Source organism: Streptomyces sp. NPDC001410 (assembly GCF_042895235.1).
Lineage (GTDB): Bacteria > Actinomycetota > Actinomycetes > Streptomycetales > Streptomycetaceae > Streptomyces.
Window position 1 is genome coordinate 138,258 of the sequence record NZ_JBIAWE010000017.1, and the last position, 18,254, is coordinate 156,511.

Annotated in this window: 16 protein-coding genes; 10 read left to right on the forward strand and 6 right to left on the reverse strand. The window is 69.7% G+C overall.

Annotation, left to right across the window (positions count from 1 at the left end; genetic code table 11):
• Nucleotides 1-209 precede the first annotated feature (209 nt).
• Complete coding sequence (locus ACFY3C_RS32960; protein WP_390773376.1) at nt 210-953, reverse strand: alpha/beta hydrolase family protein; 744 nt, start codon at nt 951-953, stop codon at nt 210-212.
• Between the two features lie 251 nt (nt 954-1,204).
• On the opposite strand from ACFY3C_RS32960, the gene ACFY3C_RS32965 reads away from it, so the two are divergent.
• The 5 genes from ACFY3C_RS32965 to ACFY3C_RS32985 all read left to right on the forward strand — a co-directional run bounded on the left by ACFY3C_RS32965 (nt 1,205) and on the right by ACFY3C_RS32985 (nt 8,682).
• Entirely contained in the window at nt 1,205-3,571 is a 2,367-nt protein-coding gene (locus ACFY3C_RS32965) for a glycogen debranching protein (RefSeq protein ID WP_390773377.1), read from the forward strand.
• A 75-nt stretch (nt 3,572-3,646) separates the two neighbouring features.
• The gene (locus tag ACFY3C_RS32970) at nt 3,647-6,652 is read left to right on the forward strand and encodes a carbohydrate binding domain-containing protein (RefSeq protein ID WP_390773378.1); all 3,006 of its coding nucleotides are present in this window, start codon (nt 3,647-3,649) and stop codon (nt 6,650-6,652) included.
• Nucleotides 6,653-6,756: 104 nt separating this feature from the next.
• Entirely contained in the window at nt 6,757-7,455 is a 699-nt protein-coding gene (locus ACFY3C_RS32975; protein WP_390773379.1) for an NADPH-dependent F420 reductase, read from the forward strand.
• Nucleotides 7,456-7,539: 84 nt separating this feature from the next.
• Entirely contained in the window at nt 7,540-8,145 is a 606-nt protein-coding gene (locus ACFY3C_RS32980) for a TetR/AcrR family transcriptional regulator (protein WP_390773380.1), read from the forward strand.
• 333 nt (nt 8,146-8,478) lie between these two features.
• The gene (locus ACFY3C_RS32985) at nt 8,479-8,682 is read left to right on the forward strand and encodes a hypothetical protein (protein WP_390773381.1); all 204 of its coding nucleotides are present in this window, start codon (nt 8,479-8,481) and stop codon (nt 8,680-8,682) included.
• Between the two features lie 95 nt (nt 8,683-8,777).
• Here ACFY3C_RS32985 and ACFY3C_RS32990 read toward each other — a convergent pair whose 3' ends face one another.
• From ACFY3C_RS32990 to ACFY3C_RS33005, 4 genes are all read right to left on the reverse strand, one after another.
• The gene (locus tag ACFY3C_RS32990) at nt 8,778-8,936 is read right to left on the reverse strand and encodes a hypothetical protein (RefSeq protein WP_390773382.1); all 159 of its coding nucleotides are present in this window, start codon (nt 8,934-8,936) and stop codon (nt 8,778-8,780) included.
• Nucleotides 8,937-9,512: 576 nt separating this feature from the next.
• Nucleotides 9,513-10,388, reverse strand: coding sequence for an MBL fold metallo-hydrolase (locus ACFY3C_RS32995; protein WP_390773383.1), 876 nt, complete (start codon nt 10,386-10,388; stop codon nt 9,513-9,515).
• A gap of 186 nt (nt 10,389-10,574) precedes the next feature.
• Nucleotides 10,575-12,998: an FtsX-like permease family protein gene (locus tag ACFY3C_RS33000; protein ID WP_390773384.1), complete on the reverse strand. Its 2,424-nt coding sequence runs from the start codon at nt 12,996-12,998 to the stop codon at nt 10,575-10,577.
• Nucleotides 12,995-13,726: an ABC transporter ATP-binding protein gene (locus ACFY3C_RS33005; protein ID WP_390773385.1), complete on the reverse strand. Its 732-nt coding sequence runs from the start codon at nt 13,724-13,726 to the stop codon at nt 12,995-12,997. Before ACFY3C_RS33005 ends, ACFY3C_RS33000 begins: the two co-directional genes overlap by 4 nt.
• Before the next feature lie 163 nt (nt 13,727-13,889).
• On the opposite strand from ACFY3C_RS33005, the gene ACFY3C_RS33010 reads away from it, so the two are divergent.
• From ACFY3C_RS33010 to ACFY3C_RS33030, 5 genes are all read left to right on the forward strand, one after another.
• On the forward strand, nt 13,890-14,450 hold the full coding sequence (locus tag ACFY3C_RS33010) for a TetR/AcrR family transcriptional regulator (protein ID WP_390773443.1): 561 nt from the start codon (nt 13,890-13,892) through the stop codon (nt 14,448-14,450).
• Nucleotides 14,451-15,112: 662 nt separating this feature from the next.
• Entirely contained in the window at nt 15,113-15,409 is a 297-nt protein-coding gene (locus ACFY3C_RS33015) for a hypothetical protein (RefSeq protein WP_390773386.1), read from the forward strand.
• 32 nt (nt 15,410-15,441) lie between these two features.
• The gene (locus ACFY3C_RS33020) at nt 15,442-16,302 is read left to right on the forward strand and encodes a sensor histidine kinase (RefSeq protein ID WP_390773387.1); all 861 of its coding nucleotides are present in this window, start codon (nt 15,442-15,444) and stop codon (nt 16,300-16,302) included.
• A complete protein-coding gene (locus ACFY3C_RS33025) occupies nt 16,299-16,955 on the forward strand; it encodes a response regulator (RefSeq protein WP_390773388.1) in 657 nt (218 codons plus the stop codon). Before ACFY3C_RS33020 ends, ACFY3C_RS33025 begins: the two co-directional genes overlap by 4 nt.
• A gap of 169 nt (nt 16,956-17,124) precedes the next feature.
• On the forward strand, nt 17,125-17,250 hold the full coding sequence (locus ACFY3C_RS33030) for a hypothetical protein (RefSeq protein WP_390773389.1): 126 nt from the start codon (nt 17,125-17,127) through the stop codon (nt 17,248-17,250).
• A 614-nt stretch (nt 17,251-17,864) separates the two neighbouring features.
• On the opposite strand, the gene ACFY3C_RS33035 is transcribed toward ACFY3C_RS33030, so the two are convergent.
• Nucleotides 17,865-18,209: a hypothetical protein gene (locus tag ACFY3C_RS33035; protein WP_390773390.1), complete on the reverse strand. Its 345-nt coding sequence runs from the start codon at nt 18,207-18,209 to the stop codon at nt 17,865-17,867.
• Between the last annotated feature and the right edge of the window lie 45 nt (nt 18,210-18,254).

Genomic DNA, 18,254 nt, shown 5'->3' on the forward strand with positions numbered 1-18,254 from the left:
GTGCCACCTGGGTGATCGCGACGGGTGGGGAGGGCGAAGGCAGCCGTGCCGGTCTCCGAATTCCGGTGTGCGGCTTCGGAGTTACGGGGACGTTACGGCCGGGCTTTCGAGGGCCGTAATGGAGACGCACCCCATCTCGCGGCGACACGGGCTGTGGGCCCGCACCGTTGTGACACAGGCGCACCGAGCGAACGACCGCCCGCGCCGGGTCACCTGTGCTTGGCCATGAACGCCTTGACGACCTCCCACACCTTGGGGTCGGCCCCGAACAGGTCGGTGCCATGGGCGTTGCCGTCGGCGAGGTCCAGCCTCGCGTCCGGTGACTTTCTGGACTTCTTGTCCTGGGCCGTCACGTCCTCGGCGAAGCCGGAGTCCTGCTTCGCGGCGACGTACAGCACGGGGACGGTCAGGTGCGCGGCGGCCGCTTCGGCGTCCATCCCCTGGTAGACGCTGGGCCCGGAGAGGTTGATCACCGCGGCGACGGGGGGTTCGGCGATCTTCGGGGCGGCGACGACCGAGGCCGTGCCCCCCTTGGAGGCGCCCATGAGGATGACACGGGTGGCGCCCTTGTCGGCCAGCAGCCGGGCCGACTCGGTGATCTCCGCCACCTCGTCGCCGATGCTCTGCACGGCCAGTACCCGATAGCCCTCGCCGGCGAGTTCGTCGGCCTGCGGCACCCAGGAGCACACGTCACTGTTCGCCATGTGCGACAGTACGACGCCGGTGGCGCCCTTGCCCGTCAGATAGCCGCCGACCGGGAAGCCGCCCACCTCGAACTCGACCGAGCCGTCGAGCTGATCGCCGCTCAGGCAGCCGAAGTCGTCCCGGGTCACCGACGCCGACGGCTTCTCGCCGCCGCCCTCGCTCTTCCCGTCATGGGTACATGCGGCCGCAAGCGGCAGGACGAGCAGCGCGGACAGCGCCGACGACGTCGTGAAACGCGTTCTGAGCACGACAATCCCCCGATGCCCCAAGGACGTTGCAGGTGAGCGACCCGACGGATCCTGGACCCGGCCAAGCCCCGGGCGCAAGAGGCGTGGACCACGTGATCCGTCCTGCGATTCCGGGCCTGCCGATCGTGCGCGAGGTCTTTACGGTACTCAAACGTTGCACTACTTTTCGGCAAGATTCAGCAACTCCTTTCAAGCCAGCGGCGCTTCGGGACAAGTGCCGGGGCTTGCCCTGCCTGCCCTCAGGAGCCGCCGTGTCTTCGTTCCCCCCTGCCCGCACACGGAGAAGACGCCGCCTCGGCATACGTGCCGCGACTGCGGTCCTCGCCGCCACCGCCGCCCTCGCCGCACCGCTCGCCCCCGGCGGGCTCGCCACCCCGGTCGCGGCCGCGACCGGCGGTCCGCTGGGCGCCCGTTACGACGCGACCGGGACGAACGTGGAGTTCCGGATCTACTCCTCCCGCGCCACCCGCATCGACCTGTACCTCTACGCGAAGGCCACCGGCAGCCAGGAGGCCGCCGCCCTCCAGCTCACCAAGGACGCCGCGACCGACGTCTGGTCCGTGACCGTCCCCGTGACGACGATCCGGCAGCAGTACGGCATCACCGGCTCCCTCTACTACGGCTACCGGGCCTGGGGCCCCAACTGGCCCTACGCCCCGGCGTGGACGAAGGGCTCCACCGCGGGCTTCGTCGCGGACGTCGACGCGGCCGGCAACCGCTTCAACCCGAACAAGCTGCTGACCGACCCCTACGCCCTGGAGCTGAGCCACGACCCGATCACCTCCGCCACCACCGATGCCTCGGTCTACGGCACCGGCCCCCAGCACCGCGCCGTCGACAGCGCCCCGCAGGCACCCAAGGGCATCGTCCTCGCCTCCGACGCCACGAGCACCGGCACCAAGCCGACCCGGGCCCTGAAGGACGATGTCGTCTACGAGGTGCACGTGCGCGGACTCACCGAGAACGACCCGTCCGTGCCCGCCGCCTACCGCGGCACCTACCAGGGCGCCGCCCTCAAGGCCGCCGACCTCGCCGCCCTCGGCGTCACCGCGGTGGAGTTCCTGCCCGTGCAGGAGACGCAGAACGACGCCAACGACGTGGACCCGACCGGCACGGCCGGAGACAACTACTGGGGCTACTCCACCCTCGACTATTTCGCGCCGGACCGCCGTTACGCCGCCGACCGGAGCGCCGGAGGCCCGACCCGCGAGTTCAAGGAGATGGTGAAGGCGTTCCACGACGCCGGGATCAAGGTCTTCACGGACGTGGTCTACAACCACACCGGCGAGGGCGGCCCCTGGAACGCGAACGACAAGAACACCTACAACCTGTTCTCCCTGCGCGGCCTGGACAACCCCACCTACTACTCGCTCACCAGCGACATGCAGAGCCCCTGGGACAACACCGGCGTCGGCGGCAACGTCAACACCTACAACCCCGTGACCCGCAACCTGATCACCGACTCGCTGGCGTACTGGAAGGACACCCTCGGCGTCGACGGCTTCCGCTTCGACCTCGCGCCGGTTCTGGGCAACACCTGCCAGCATGGCTGCTTCCAGTACAGCCGCACCGATCCGAACACCGCACTGAACCGCATCACGGCCCTGATGCCCGCCCGGCCCGCCGCCGGCGGCTCCGGCACCGACTGGATCGCCGAACCCTGGGCCCTGGGCAGCGGCACCTACCAGGTGGGCAACTTCCCCGCCGGATGGTCCGAATGGAACGACAAGTTCCGTGACACCATGCGCCGCGACCAGAACGCCATGGGCGTGGAGAACGTCACCCCGAGCGACCTGGCCACCCGCTTCGCCGGCTCCTCCGACCTCTACCAGCAAAGCGGCCGCGCGCCCTTCAACTCCGTCAACTTCATGGTCGCCCATGACGGTTTCACCCTCGCCGACCTCTACCGCTGCAACACCAAGAACAACACCCAGGCCTGGCCCTACGGCCCGTCCGACGGCGGGTCGGACTACAACCTGTCCTGGGACCAGGGAGGCAACGCGGCCGATCAGCGCAAGGCCGCCCGCAACGGCCTCGCGTTCCTGATGCTGTCGGCCGGTACGCCGATGATGACCGGCGGCGACGAGTACCTGCGCTCGGTCAACTGCAACAACAACCCCTACAACCTGGACTCCTCGGCCAACTGGCTCACCACGTCCCTCACCAGTGACCAGAGCACCTTCCGCACCTATGCCCAGCGCCTGATCGCCTTCCGCAAGGCCCACCCGTCCCTGCGCCCGGCGGACTTCTACAGCTCCGCCGACGGCAACGGCAACGGCATGGGCGAACTGGACTGGTTCACCCCCGCGGGCAGCGCGCCCGACGGCACCTATTGGGGCAACCCCAACAACCACGCCCTCGCCCAGCGCTACGACGGCACCGAACTCGGCGACCCGAACAGCGCGATCTACGTCGCCTACAACGGCTGGACGGGCGACGTCGACTTCACGCTCCCGTCCCCCGGCGCGGGCAAGTCCTGGTACCGCGTCACCGACACCTCCACCTGGGCCGAAGGCACCGATCAGGTCGCCCGCCCCGGCAGCGAGGCCCCGGTCGGCGGCTCCGGCACCGTGTACCGGCTGCACGGCCGCGCCGTCCTGGTCCTGATCGCCAAGTAGTCGACGGGACCGCACCACCATCACCCGCACGGCCGCGCCCCACCGCGGCCCCGGCACGAGGAGCTGTCCCCCACCATGCACCGCACGCTCCCACCCGGCAGACGGCGCCCGCCCCGGCCGCTGACCGCCCTCCTCGCCGCACTGCTCGGCCTGCTCGCGTCCCTGCTCTCCGGCGCGCCCGCACACGCGGTGACGGCCGCCGCCACCGAGGCGAACTCCGCCACGGTCTACTACTACACGCCGACCCGGAACTGGTCGTCGTACTACCTGCACTGGGCACCCGCGGGCGGCGGCTGGAGCACCGTCCCGGGCACCCGGATGGACTCCGCCTGCACCGACTGGGTCAAACTGACCGTCGACCTCGGCACCGCCGCCACCTGGCAGGCGACCTTCAACAACGGCTCAGGCACCTGGGACAACAACAACGGCGCCAACTACCAGCTCGGCACCGGAACCATCACGGTCAAGGACGGCGTCGTCGCCCACAGCGACCCGTGCGGTTCGACGCAGCCCCCGGCGGGCAACGCGGCGACCGTCTGGTACTCGACCACCTCCGTCGGCTGGCCCACCGTCAACCTGCACTGGGCTCCGGCAGGTGGTAGCTGGACCACCGTCCCCGGCGTCGGCATGGAGCCGGCCTGCACCGGCTGGGTGAAGAAGACCGTCGACCTGGGCTCCGCCACCGCCTGGCAGGCCACGTTCAACAACGGCAACGGCGTCTGGGACAACAACAACGGCGCCAACTACCAGTTGACCCAAGGCAATTCGAAGGTCGTGAACCACACGGTCACGGCCGACGCCACCGATCCCTGCGCCGCCGCCGAACCCGACACCACCGCGCCCACCGTGCCCTCGGGCGTGAGCGCGAGTGTCACCGACACCTCCGTGGTGCTCACCTGGAACGCCGCCACCGACAACGTGGGCGTCACCGGCTACCAGGTCACCCGCACCGGCGGCAGCGACGGCACCTCGGTGACCAGCACCTCCTCCACCGTCCTGTCCGTCACCGGTCTGGCGGCCCGCACCGCCTACTGCTGGACCGTGAAGGCCCTGGACGCGGCGGGCAACCTCTCCGCCGCGAGCACGTCGGGGTGCGCCACCACCGGCGACACACCGCCCCCGCCCGCCGCCGGTACCCCGCTCGGAGGCGACCCCCGCAAGGACCCGGTCTACTTCGTTCTCACGGCGCGGTTCTACGACGGCGACAGCTCCAACAACCGTGGCGGCAGCCAGGACGTGAAGTCCGGCAACGCGGCCAACAACGACCCCATGTTCCGGGGCGACTTCAAGGGCCTGGTCCAGAAGCTCGACTACATCAAGGCCCTCGGCTTCTCGGCGGTCTGGATCACCCCCGTCGTCCTCAACCGCTCGGACTACGACTACCACGGCTACCACGGCTGGGACTTCTACCGGGTCGACCCCCGACTGGAGTCCGCCGGTGCTTCCTACCAGGACCTGATCAACGCCGCCCACGCCAAGAGCATGAAGATCTACCAGGACGTGGTCTACAACCACTCCTCCCGCTGGGGCGCCAAGGGCCTGTTCGTCCCCAAGGTCTACGGCGTGCGCGACTCCCAGTGGTCCTGGTACTACGACCAGCCCGACGCAAACTTCGACTACGACGGACTCACCGTCGAACCCGTCTCCGGCAAGTCGTACTACAACGGCGATCTGTGGTCGACGGCCGAGCCCAGCGGCAACACCTGCCTCAACTGGGGCACACCCACCGGACAGCACAGCGCCGAGGGCTACACGATCTACAACTGTCAGTGGCCCAGCCCGACCAACAAGCTGTTCCCGGCCTCGCTCTACCACCAGTGCTGGCTGGGCAACTGGGAGGGCGAGGACTCCCGTTCCTGCTGGATCCACGAGGACCTCGCCGACTTCAACACCGAGAACGCGACCGTGCAGCAGTACCTGATCGGCGCGTACGACAAGTACATCGACATGGGCGTGGACGGCTTCCGGATCGACACCGCCGTACACGTCCCGCGCAACACCTGGAACCGCCGTTTCCTGCCCGCGATCCACGACGAGGTCACCCGTAGGTTCGGCGCGGACAAGGCCAAGGACTTCTTCGTCTTCGGCGAGGTCGCGGCCTTCGTCAACGACAAGTGGAACCACGGCTCGGTCAACCACTCCGCGCAGTTCTACACCTGGAAGGAGCGCAAGACCTACACCGACGACGACGTCCAGGCGGCACTCGACCAGTACACCTACGAGGAGAACCTCGGCCCCGCCGGCCAGCCCACGTCGAGCAACGCCTTCCTGAACGGCAACAGCTACCACACGCCGGACCACAGCCAGTTCAGCGGCATGAACATCATCGACATGCGGATGCACAACAACTTCGGCTACGCGTCCAACGCCTTCAACAACGGCAAGGACTCCGACGACTCCACCAACGACGCCACCTACAACGTCGTCTACGTCGACAGCCACGACTACGGCCCGAACAAGTCGAGCACGCGCTACGCCGGGGGCACCGACGCCTGGGCCGAGAACATGTCCCTGATGTGGACGTTCCGCGGCATTCCCACCCTCTACTACGGATCGGAGATCGAGTTCCAGGCCGGCAAGCAGATCGACTGCGGCCCCACCTGCCCGCTCGCCACCACCGGCCGCGCCTACTACGGCGACAAGGTGCAGGGCGAGGTCACGGCGAGCGACTTCTCCAAGGTCTCCAGCGCCTCCGGCTCCGTGGCCACCACGCTGCAGCAACCCCTGGTCAAACACCTTCAGCGCCTCAACCAGATCCGCCGTGCCATTCCCGCACTGCAGATGGGCCAGTACTCCACCGAGGGCGTCAGCGGTGACATGGCCTTCAAGCGCCGCTACAGCGACACGGCCACCGGCGTCGACAGTTACGCCCTGGTCTCGGTCGGCAACGGTGCCACCTTCACCGGCATCCTCAACGGCACCTACAAGGAGGCCGTCACCGGCCAGACCGTCACCGTCACCAACGGCACCCTCGACGTCCCCGCTTCCGGCAAGGGCAACCTGCGGGTCTACGTCCTCGACCTGGGTGGCGCCAACGCGGCACCCGGCAAGATCGGCACGGACGGGCCGTATCTCAGGTAACAGGGACGACCGCCTTTCCTTGCAATACCGAACCACTCGGTTTAGTTTTTGGGGGTGCCGGAGAACGCGCGTCGGCACCCCCTCCCGGAAAGGATCTCGCTCTCATGCGCTACGCAGTCCTCGGCACCGGTGTCGTCGGCCGGACGATCGCCGGCAAGCTCGCCGCCCTCGGCCACGAGGTCGTCATCGGCACCCGAGACCCGCAGGCCACCGTGGCCCGCACCGAACCCGACGCCTACGGCAACCCGCCGATCGCCCAGTGGCTGGCGCAGCACACGCAGGTGCGTCTGCTGTCCTTCGCCGACGCCGCGGCCTTCGGCGAGGCCGCGGTGAACACCACCGCCGGGGCCGTCTCACTCCAGGCCCTCCAGGCCGCGGGCGCAGACAACCTCGCGGGCAAGATCCTGCTGGACATCGCCAACCCGCTGGACTTCTCCCAGGGCATGCCGCCCTCGCTGAACCCGGTCAACACCGACAGCCTCGGCGAGCAGATCCAGCGCGCGTTCCCCGAGACGAAGGTCGTCAAGACGCTCAACACCATGAATTGCCACGTCATGGTGGAGCCCTCCCTGGTGGTCGGTGAGCACGACGTCTTCGTCTGCGGCGACGACACCGACGCCAAGAAGTTCGCCACCGAGCTCCTCGCGGAGTTCGGCTGGCCCCGGGAGAGCGTGATCGACCTCGGCGACATCACCGCCGCACGCGGCACCGAGATGCTGCTGCCGGTCTGGCTCCGCCTGTGGGGCGCGCTGGGCCACGCCGACTTCAACTTCCACATCCAGGGCGCCCGCACCGGCGCCTGACCCCGAGCCGGGCGGACCCACGGGATCGCCCTCCGCCTCCCGTACCGAACCGCTCGGTACGGGAGGCCCCTCTATCCTGACCAGGTGAGCGAACAGGTGAGTGGAACGGAAACCAAGGCAGCCGCGGGGCGGCCACGCTCTGCCGAGAAGGACACCGCCATCCTGCAGGCCGCCCTGGAACTGCTGGCCTCCCAGGGCTACACGCGCATGAGCCTCAGCCAGGTCGCCGCCGCCGCGCAGGTCAGCAAGTCCACCATCCACCTGCGCTGGAAGACCAAGGCCGACCTCCTCACCGCGGCCCTCGCCGCCGTCCGCATGACCGACGCCCCGCCCCCCGGCGGGGACCTTCGCACGAACCTGGTGAACGTCCTCAAGGACTTCGCCGCCACCGTCGAGCGGGTCAACGGCATGGCACTCATCGGCACCTGCCTCGCCGAAGAGGCCCACACCCCGGAGCTCCTCGCCCTCCTGCGTGAACGCACCGTGCTCCCGCGCCGGGCCCTCCTGCGAGAGGCCCTGGAGCAGGCGCGACAAGCCGGCCGGATCCGCGAGGACGCCGACCTCGAAGCGGCCGTGTCGGCGCTGCTCGGCCCGTTCTACGCCGACCACATGGCTGGCCGGGGCGGCCACCCGCAGTGGGCCGAGCAGGCCGTCGACCTGGTCCTGGCCGGACTGCGCGCCCCCGACTGACCGCCTGACCGCGCGGGAAGCGCGTACGAGGGCGGTCAGTCACCACTCTCCGTCTGGACCCGCTACACACCCACCGGCAAGATCATCCGGGTCGAGCACGCTGGGCAGCGTCGTGGGGAGGCAAGGAAGGAATGGCAGTCGGGCTCCCCGAGCGTGCCGGCACCACGGCTGGACGGCCCGCAGCGTCATCGGCCATCTGGAATGGTCCGGCTGGAAGTCCGACCCCCGCGGCTTCGACATGCACGACATGCGCGAGCGAATCGCCAACCAGCTCGGCCACGCCGCCGCCCCGGCCCCGGCGCGGCCCAGGGGCGCACCACCCACCGCGCCGAGGTGCTGCTCGTCGAGAAGGCCCTGCGCGCCGAGGGCCTGCTGAGCAGTCAGTGGGTGGACGGCTCGTTCGGCACCAAGACCATCACCGCCTACAACAGGCTCCAGGAGCGCTACGGCTACCACGGCGCGTCCGCCGGTGGCATCCCCGGCAAGGCTTCCCTGACCCGCCTGGGCAAGGCCCACGGCTTCGACGTGAAGGAGTGACACCGTGAAGATCGCCACCGTGTGCCTTGATCCTCCATGGCGATAGAGAGCGCTACGCCCATCTCGGCTACCTGGAGTGATCAACCTCGGTGGGGCTAATCCTGCTTGGGGAGCGCGATGCGCCGTACCTGCAGCCCCGTTCCGAGCATCTCTGCCCCCTCCATGAACCTCGTGACATCGCTGATGTCTTGGGTCATCAGGAGCTTGGCCTGGCGCGGGTTGGTGACGTAGCCGCCAGTGGGATCTTCAGGCATGGGCCGCCTTCTGGATGCGGATCGACCCTGTCAGGCGGCCAGAGCAAGCTCCGCGGTGGAGGCCGCTTGCGGTGATCGTCCGCCCTTCGGGCCAGCAGGGGGCCAGCAGGGGGCCGGCTAACGGTCTCTGCCGTGTCGTTCCGGCAGGTCGCGACCGGGAGGGTGCATAGTCGGCGCAGGTGAAAACGTTCCTGCGCCGATCAGCTTCGGTGGGGCGGGTGGGACTCGAACCCACGGCCGACGGATTATGAGTCCTTTGAGGATCTTGGCGGCCCTTGCCCGTCCACGCTCGTTCATGACGTTTTCACAGGTCAGGAGGGGCTTGCCATGTCGGCGTTCCTTCGTCTTTGTCAGTCTGTTCCTGTCCTTGTGTCCCGACTGCGTCCCGACACACCCTGATTGGACAATGTCGCCCGCCTGACGGGGACGTAGCACGAGCTCGGGAAAGAGAGACGGAACTCCGCGCAGCGGATTACCCGGTGCACGTCTCAGCCGGACGAACACGCCCGGCAGTTGGACCGCGTCCGGGGCGAACTCGCCCGGTTCCACCCCGCGTGGCCCCACCCGAGGAAGTTCTCAGGCCGGGGCAAGTCTCCACCCGTCGCGGGCGCTGTGCAGGTAGCCGCCCCGCGGGAAGTGGCTCGGAAGGAAGAGCGTGTCGGTGTCGGCGTACCGCTGGAGGATCCGCGTACGGGTGGCGGCGGACTGGTGGACGTCGGTGCACATCGCGGCGGAGACGTCGGAACGGCGCAGCTGGAGGGGATGGTGGATCAGATCCGCGGCGAGTACGGCACGTTGCCCCTGACTGGTGATGTCGACCAGGACGTGGCCAGGGGTGTGCCCGGGTGCCGGAACGAGCCTGACCTCGTGGTCGATGCGGGTGTCGGGGTCGCAGGTCTCCAGCTGTCCCGCGGCTTGGAGCGGCAGCACGCTGTCGACGATGTGGGTGGGCGGCCTGACGCCGTACGCGTGGGCGAGCTCTTCCCGGGTGATCAGGTAGCGGGCCATGGGGAACGTGGGGCGCAACCGCCCATCCGCGAAGGTGGTGTTCCAGCCGACGTGGTCGTGGTGGAGGTGGGTGTTGATCACTGTGTCCACGTGCTGCGGGCTGATCCCCGCCGCGGCCAGGGCGGAGGGCCAGCGGGAGGTGAAGCCGGCCCTGGGGCGGGGCCGGTCGGGCTTGGCTCCGCCGAGGCAGGTGTCGACGAGGATGACGCGCCCCGCTCCGAGGATGGCGAATCCCTGGGAGGCCATGCGCAGATGGGTGCGGGAGGGGTCGCTGTAGGTATCTCCGTGAGCGGTGAGCAGGTCTCGCAGTTCTCCGGGGTCAAGTTGCGGGTAGGTGGCGCGGGCGGGCAGTGCCGGGCCGACCGCTTCCACCAGGGGAACGATGGTGCGGGCGCCCACCTGAACGGGGGCGGGCTGGGAAGGGGGCGGGACGATGGTGGGCATGGGTCTCCGTAGTGCACAGGGGATGAGTCGTGGGTGAGTGGGTCAGCGGGCGTGGGGATTGAGGCTGTTCAGGGCGGGGAGGCCGTTGACGGCGAAGTGGATGGTCGCCATCACGAGGGCGAGGCCGAGGAGGATCAGCAGGATCGTGCGGGTACGGCTCACGGTTCAGTTCCCTTCGCTGGGGGTTCACACAGTGGTGAGGGCTTGGCGGACGGTTGTACGGGAGGCGCGTCGGGCTGCCGCGGTGCCGGCCACGGCGGCACCGGCGAGGGTGAACAGGGTCCACAGGGCGAGCGCCGGCAGGGAGAACTCGTAGGGCAGGTCCTGCCGGAAGGCCTGGTTGCCGATGAAGTTCCCGAACACCCGGGTCAGGGGCAGGGTTGCGACTGTCGCGAACATCAGGCTGAGTGCGGCTGTCAGGACGCCTTCGGTGAGGACGACGGTGCGGATCGCTGAGCCGGTGGCGCCGAGTGTGCGCAGGACGCCGAACTCGCGGGTGCGTTCCAGGACGCCGGTGCTCAGGGCCGAGGCCAGCCCCAGCAGCCCGACGAAACCCATGAGGATCGCGAGGGCGATCAGGGTGTCGGCCAGGACCAGGACATGTCCGTCCAGGGCCACCCGCAGCGTGTCCAGGGTGGTGGACTGCTGGATGCCCACCCCCGCCCGGGCCAGAGTGCGCTCGAGCCGGTCCAGGACGGCCTGGCGGGTCGCCGCGTCGTGGCGGCCGGTGACGACGCGCAGCATCTCCGCCTGCCCCGGGCTGCCGGTGATGGCCGCGTAGTCCCGGTCGGTGAGGTAGGCCGTGCCCAGGGTGCCGAAGTCGGAGACGATTCCCACCACCCGGCGGGTGACGGGATGTCCGGCGACGGTGAGAGTGATGCTGTCGCCGACGCCGACGCCCGGAGCCTGCTGGCCGGGGACCAGGTTGTTCAGCACCACGGCGCCGGTGTCGTCGGGCCGCAGCCACCGGCCGGCCTTCAGCGGCAGGTGCACCATGCGGGTGTCCGCGGACGGTGCCATGACCGTGAAGCTGTCGTGGCCCTCGTCGGGGTAGACGTGGGCGACGTCCACGCGTCCGGGGTGGTGCACGGTGGTGGCGGTCCGGCCCCAGCCCTCGGCGTCCCGCACGCCGGGGGTGGAGCGGGCGAGTGCGGTGAGACGGTCGGCGGGGTAGGACCTGTCGAGGCGGATCTCCAGGTCGTAGCTGCGTTGCCTGATCCCCTGGCCGACCAGGGAGTTCCAGCCGTCCGCGGTGTTCAAGCCGGTGAGGAACATGGCGCCGGCGACGGCGAGCAGTCCGACGCTGAGCGCCAGGCGCCCGCGGCGCCGGAACATGTTGCGCAGGGCCAGCATCCGGGTGCGGCCGAGGCCGCGCAGGCGTGTCAGGACACGTTCGAGACGGCCGCCGGGAACGGCGCGGTCGGCTCCGTGGTCGTCGATGGCCTGGCGTACGGTGATGCGGCTGCCCCGCACCAACGGCACCAGCGCCACCAGCAGTGGCACGCCGATCCCCGCCGTCAGGGCGACCGCGTACACCCCGCCGGGAGGGGACGCGTCGGCGATGTCGAGGTTGAGCAGTCGCGCCGCCTGCCCGGCCAGGACACCTCCCAGGGCAAGGCCCGGTGCGAAGGCGAGCGCGGTGGCGGTGAGCGCGATCGCGGCCGTCTGGGCCAGGTACATCCGGAGGATCTGGCCGGTGCGGGCGCCCACGGCCTTCATGGCCCCGATCTGGCGGATCTGGGCGGTCAGCATGCCGCCCAGCATGGTGGCCACCAGGACGGACGACAGCAGCAGCGCCATCAGCCCGAACGCCAGCATCACGAACCCGACCATGACCATCTGCCCCTGATGGGGGTGGCGTCCCGGGGGCGGGACGTCGATGCCGCTGACGGGGTGGCCCTGGGCTTTCAGCCCGGCGGCGACGCGCTGGGCGGTGCGGTCGATGACGGAGGGGTCGTCGGCGGCGGTGGAGTGGTCACCCACGACAATGCGCACCTGGTCGAGCGTCCCGGGGAGGCCCAGTGCGGCCAGGGCCTCGGTGGTCGTGTAGCCGTAGGCGGTCTGCTCCTGTCCGGCCGGCGCGACGCCGCCGTCGTGCACGGCCCCTGTCACAGTCATGGCCGCCGGCGCCCCACCGCCCGCCTGGACGACCACCCGCTGACCGGTGTGCACGCCGAGGAAGTCCAGCGCGGTGCGTTCCAGCAGCACAGCGCGCTGGGGTGGGGGCCAACTCCCCTCCTCCACTGCGACCTTGTTGATCCGCTGCGGATCGGCCGGGGAGCTTACGAAGAGCACCAGGACGCGCCAGGGCCCGTCGCCGACCCTGATCCGCGCCGGCACGGTGGCGCGGGCGGCGGCGTCCAGGACGCCCGGCCGGGCTCGTACGGCGGCGAGGGCGGCCTCGTCGACACCGCCGGGGACATGCAGGGTCGCCGAAGCCGGATGCGTGTCCGCGTAGTTGCGGGTGATCTCCCGGCCGATGACGGCTCGTGCCGACAGGAACGCGATCACGGTGAGCACGCTGACCGCGATGGCGATCGTCATCATGGCGATCCTGGCGCGCGTGGCCCACAGGTCGCGGGCGAGTTTCCGCAGCCGCAGGAGCGTCATGACAGCACGCCCTCTCGGTCTTCCCCGGTCGCAACGTCGCTGCTGATCAGGCCGTCGGCCAGCGTGATCTGCCGAGTGGCGTGGCGGGAGACGTCGCGCTCGTGGGTGACCATCAGCACCGTCCGGCCGTCCGCAGCCAGTTGCGCAAACAGGTCCAGCACGCTGTCGGACGTGGCCGAGTCGAGGTTGCCCGTCGGCTCGTCGGCCAGCAGCACCGGCGGCTCGTTCGCCAAGGCCCGGGCGATCGCGGCGCGCTGCTGCTGTCCGCCCGAGAGCGCGGAGGGCAGCTTGCCGGCCTGTTCCCGGATTCCGACCCGCTCCAGCAACTCCAGTGCCCAGGCCCGGCGTTGCCGCGCGGGGAAGGTGTCGCACAGATCCATCGGCAGCATCACGTTCTCGGCCACCGTCAGGGTGGGTAGCAACTGGAAGAACTGGAACACCAAGCCGATCGCGGTGCCGCGCCAGGCAGCCAGTCGCGAGCCCTTCAGCTCGTGGACAGCCGTTCCACCGACGACGATCTCCCCCGCGGTGGGGCGATCGATCCCCGCCAGAACGTTCAGCAGCGTCGTCTTGCCGCTGCCGGACCGGCCGACCACGGCGACGAACTCACCCGCGGCGACGTCCACATCGATGCCGCCGAGCGCGGTGACATCGCCTGACGGCATCGGATAGGTCTTGACGAGTCCCCGAGCGGCGATGACCGGATCGCCCGGCTTGCTTTCCCTCATGCTCATACGTGGCACCGATCCTGCTGGACGTTAGTCTGTTTCTGGACATCAGTTCGCTAAGTAGTGAATGTCCACGAGCAGGGACCGAACAAGAAGCAATCGGCGGCCGGGCGTCCGGAACCGAACAAGATCGGCCTGAGGTGTTCAGAAAGGCGAGGTGACGGTGGTCACAAAGCCGGACCGCAGGGTCCGCCGTACTCGGCAGGCGTTGCGGAGCGCCTTGATCGACCTCATGACCGAGAAGGGCTACGAAGCGGTCACGATCCAGGACATCATCGACCGCGCCGACATCGGCCGCTCCACCTTCTACAACCACTACGTGAACAAGGACGACTTGCTGACAGACGGCTTCGCCGATCTCCGGACGCTGGTCGGCCGCCCCACGAACGCCGGCGCGGCATCGCCCCGCGGGCCGCTGGACTTCAGCCTGCCGTTCCTGCGCCACATCGAGGAGCAGCGGGATCTGGCGCGGGCGGTCTTCACCGAGACCAGCCTGCGTCCCGTGCTCAAGCACATCGAGGAGCTTCTTCTCGATGTCGTCCGCGACGACCTTCCGTCCCCCACTGGCAGAGGCGTTCCCCCAGAAGCCCGCGCCCGCTTCGTCGTCGCCGCCCATCTGGCCCTCGTCGCCTGGTGGCTCGCCCACAGTCCCCGGAGCACACCGGAGGAGGTCGACGAGATCTTCCGGGCCCTGGCCCAGCCCGGCATCGACGCCACCGGGTAATCCGACCCCCAGGGTTCCGAGCGGGGTCCGTCCGTCCGGCGCCCAACCAACGGGCGGAACCTTCAGCGTGGGCGTAAACCTGGCGCGGGCGCGGAGCCTCGACCGCCGGCTGCTGAGGCCGGGCCGGCCAGGACCCACACGTTGCCCAGCGGCGTCCCCGACCTCGACGGCGCCCCCCACGCCCTGGGTCGAACCGCTGCACGTCACGCCGGCGACGATGCGGGAAGTCCGAACCGCCTCGCCGAACCAGCCCGGGCGGAGAAACAGTCACCGCGCCACGGCCACGGTCCGCTGGAGTTTCTTCACGCGTGCGTCGGTGAACGTGTCGCGCATGAGAGCGCAGGTCCACCTAGGGGTGGATGCCGTCGGCTGATCTCCACCCTGGCGCCCATGTGCGCATGCCCGTTCAGGACGACATTGGGCAGCGTCCTGTTGTCCTGACGGAGGATTTCCATGATCTATGCATGCATCGCGGCCGGCCTCGGGCTGGTGGCGCTGGTGGCGTACGCGGTCCGGTCGCGTCGCCGTTCCCGCGGGGGTACACGATGAGTCCGGCCCTCACGCAGGTGTCCGGCCAGGCTGACCGTGCGGCGGGGTCGGCAACGGCATCGCCTGTGGCCCACCCGGCCAGTCAAGGAGCGGACGGCTCGGCAGGGGGCGCGATGGAAGGCCGGCGCCGCGAGCGGCGGGGCCTGGCCACGGTGATCGGCGCGTTCGCGATCTGCCCGTGTCATCTGCCGGTGACGCTGGCACTGCTGAGTGTCGCGTTGGGCGGCACCGCCGCGGGTGTGTTCCTGCGCGCGCATGTGTGGCTCGCCGGCACCGTCATTACCCTGGTATGGGCCGCGCTGACGTGGCGCGGCATGTGGCTGGTGCGCAACGGGCGCAGCTGCCCGGTCCCTGGGGCGAAGGGCCGGGCACGGGCGGTGTGGCGGCCCTTCGCCCGGCAAGGAAGGTAGTACAGAGGCGGATGACTGGCACGGGCGCAGCAATGTTCATTCTGGTGTGCCTGGCAGCAGCAGCCGCCGGCCTGCTGCCGCCCCGCTACGGCGCGGCGGTGGCGGTCGCGGCCGCCACAGGACTCGGCCTGGGATACAGGGGGATCGCACCGACGGTGCTGCTCTCGCCGATCTGCGCGTACCTCGTCGTGGCACTGGGCCGGGCCCTTGCCCGCGAGCGGGCGGCCCGACGGCGGCTTACGGCCTCGTACGCCGCCGCCCGGGCCGCCGAAACGCGGGAGGCGGTGCTGGGTGAGCGCACCCGCATCGCCGGCGACATCCACGACGTGGTGGCTCACACCGCCAGCACGCTCCTGGTGCAGCTGAGGGCGGCCCGTGCCCTGCTCGACGACGACCCGGTCGACGTGCCACGGCTGCGCCTGATGCTGGAGCGAGGCGTCGAGGTGGCCCGGGCCTCGATGCACGAAACGCAGACCGTGGTCAGCGCACTGCGGGGCGGCGGGCCCGACTGGACGCAGGTGCGCCAGCTGGCGGCCGACTTCGCTGCGACCTCCGGCATCCCCTGCGAGATCGTCCTGCCCGAGCCGGCACCGGTCCTGGACCAGGATGTGGCCCTCGCGCTGTACCGCACGGTGCAGGAGGCGCTCACCAACACCGTGCGCCACAGCGCCGCGAAGCGGGTCCGGGTCGACATCACCGTCGGCGACGGGCACCTGATCACCACGGTGGAAGACGTTGCAGGTCAGCGGCACCAGCCACGCCCGGCGCTGCCCAGCGGCGGGCAGGGGCTGGCCGGGCTGCGCGACCGGGTCACCGCAGCCGGTGGCATGCTGGTCGCCGGGCCGACCGCCACGGGGTTCCTCGTGCGGCTGTCCCTCCCGGTGACAAGATGACGATCCGCGTGCTGGTCGTCGACGACCAGGAACTGATACGCGAAGGCCTGGTCATGCTCCTGGAACGGGCCGCCGGCGTCGAGGTCGTCGGCGTCGCCGCCGACGGACGCGAAGCCCTCGCCGCCACCCGTAGCCAGCAACCCGACGTCATCCTCATGGACCTGCGCATGCCACGCATGGACGGCGTCCAAGCCACCCGGAACATCATCGCGGCCCACCCAGGCGTCGCCGTCGTCGCGCTGACCACCTACCCCGACGACCGGTCGCTCTTCGCGGCCCTGCGCGCCGGCGCCCGCGGCTACCTCACCAAGGACGCCACCGTCGAGGAGATCCTCGCCGCCCTGCACACCGTCGTCGCCGGCGGCACCGCACTGGCACCGACCGCGCAGGCACGTGTCGTCGCCGCAGCCCTCGGCGACGACACCCGCCGCCCGGACCGCAACACGGCCGAGGCGCTCACCCCACGGGAGACACAGGTGCTGTCGCGGATGGCCGAGGGGCTGCGCAACGACCAGATCGCCACCCAACTGGGCATCAGCACCGTGACCGTGAAGACCCACATCAATCACATCTTCACCAAGATCGGCGTAGTGGATCGCGGACAGGCGATCGCTTACGCCTACCGCACCGGTCTCGTGCCACGCACGGAGTGACCCCACGCGACCTACGACGACAGCAAGCTCGCGGCGCCGCCTACACGGCGCGGGTCCGCGCCGCGGGGAACAGGAGGAGCGCCGTGCCACGTGCGGCGCTTACTTCGATGCCAACGCCGCCGTCCGCGAAGGCCGCACGGACAAGCGGAAGATCACCAGCGCCTCCACGATGCACCGTACCAACGCCACCCTCAGCTCGTGCCTCGGCAGTGGCATCGAGCGCGGCCACTGCACGAGCAACCGGGCCACGACGGTCGAGCTGCCGCCGGTCAAGCGGCCCAAGGCACTGGTCTGAACGCCGGAACGGGTCGCAGAGTGGAAGCGCACAAGGCTTCTCCTCGCGCAGCGAGTGGTGGGGCGGGTGGGACTCGAACCCACGGCCGACGGATCTTTGAGGATCTTGGCGGCCCTTGACGATCAGCGTCCATTGGTGACGTTTTCGCTGGTCAGACGGGATACGCCATGTATCCACCCTCGGTCTTCGTCGGCCAGGGACACCGGACTGTCGGGCGCCTACGTCAGCTCGAAGGTGGGTTCCCAACCGTCCTCAGCGGATTGCCGTTCCACTACACAAAAGCTCCGCCTCGGCGATCGAGATGGAGCTCTGCGCCCTGCCGAAGGGCAGGCGGAAGGGTCCGACTCCGGGGGCCGCACATTTCATCCGAACGCTTGGTCAGGCAGGAGTAGAACTCACCTCGGAAGCGTGCCAGTTCTGCGAACCGTTCCTGCCGGACAGCAGGGTGCAACAGTCTCATCCCACGGCCTTCGTGCTGGGTGTGTGCGTTCCTTGGTCGGAGCACATGGTCAGCCGAGGCCGCCTGCACGTACGGCAGTTACCCAGGTTGAAGATCAAGCTAGGGCCCACGCTTTGTGGGGCGTGTGGTCGTTGGCAGGCGTCCTGTGCTCGGGTTATTGGGGCCAGTGCTGTCGGATGGCCCAGTCGCGCAGCGTAGTGGGGCCGGTCCGGACGACTGCGGGGTCAGGAGCAGGGGGCAGTGGGACGTCGGGCGGGGGAGGCAGATAGGCCGCAGCCACCCCGGCCGCGGCTTCCTGCCCGAGGTAGGGGGCGAGCATCTGCTCGTACTCGGCTGGCGCGATCGTCTTCCAGCAGACCTCTTGCCCGAGCGCGGCGGAGAGTCCCGCGGCGACCTGGTCGCCGGTGAGGGATTGTGGCCCAGCGATGATTTGCAGCGGCGGCGGTTCAGGTGCCGTGGCCAGTTCGGCAACGGCCGCGGCGAGATCGTCCAGAGCCACCCAGCGATCAAGGCGACTCGCTCATGCGCCGAGCCACCCGTCGAA

What these genes read in the sequence shown, in the direction of transcription:
- ACFY3C_RS32975 (WP_390773379.1), top strand. Translation starts at nt 6,757, where the DNA reads ATGCGCTACGCAGTCCTCGGCACCGGTGTCGTCGGCCGGACGATCGCC.
- ACFY3C_RS33025 (WP_390773388.1), top strand. Translation starts at nt 16,299, where the DNA reads ATGACGATCCGCGTGCTGGTCGTCGACGACCAGGAACTGATACGCGAA.
- ACFY3C_RS33000 (WP_390773384.1), bottom strand. Translation starts at nt 12,998, where the DNA reads ATGACGCTCCTGCGGCTGCGGAAACTCGCCCGCGACCTGTGGGCCACG.
- ACFY3C_RS32995 (WP_390773383.1), bottom strand. Translation starts at nt 10,388, where the DNA reads ATGCCCACCATCGTCCCGCCCCCTTCCCAGCCCGCCCCCGTTCAGGTG.
- ACFY3C_RS33015 (WP_390773386.1), top strand. Translation starts at nt 15,113, where the DNA reads ATGGAAGGCCGGCGCCGCGAGCGGCGGGGCCTGGCCACGGTGATCGGC.
- ACFY3C_RS33020 (WP_390773387.1), top strand. Translation starts at nt 15,442, where the DNA reads ATGTTCATTCTGGTGTGCCTGGCAGCAGCAGCCGCCGGCCTGCTGCCG.
- ACFY3C_RS32990 (WP_390773382.1), bottom strand. Translation starts at nt 8,936, where the DNA reads ATGCCTGAAGATCCCACTGGCGGCTACGTCACCAACCCGCGCCAGGCC.
- ACFY3C_RS33005 (WP_390773385.1), bottom strand. Translation starts at nt 13,726, where the DNA reads ATGAGGGAAAGCAAGCCGGGCGATCCGGTCATCGCCGCTCGGGGACTC.
- ACFY3C_RS32970 (WP_390773378.1), top strand. Translation starts at nt 3,647, where the DNA reads ATGCACCGCACGCTCCCACCCGGCAGACGGCGCCCGCCCCGGCCGCTG.
- ACFY3C_RS33030 (WP_390773389.1), top strand. Translation starts at nt 17,125, where the DNA reads ATGCACCGTACCAACGCCACCCTCAGCTCGTGCCTCGGCAGTGGCATC.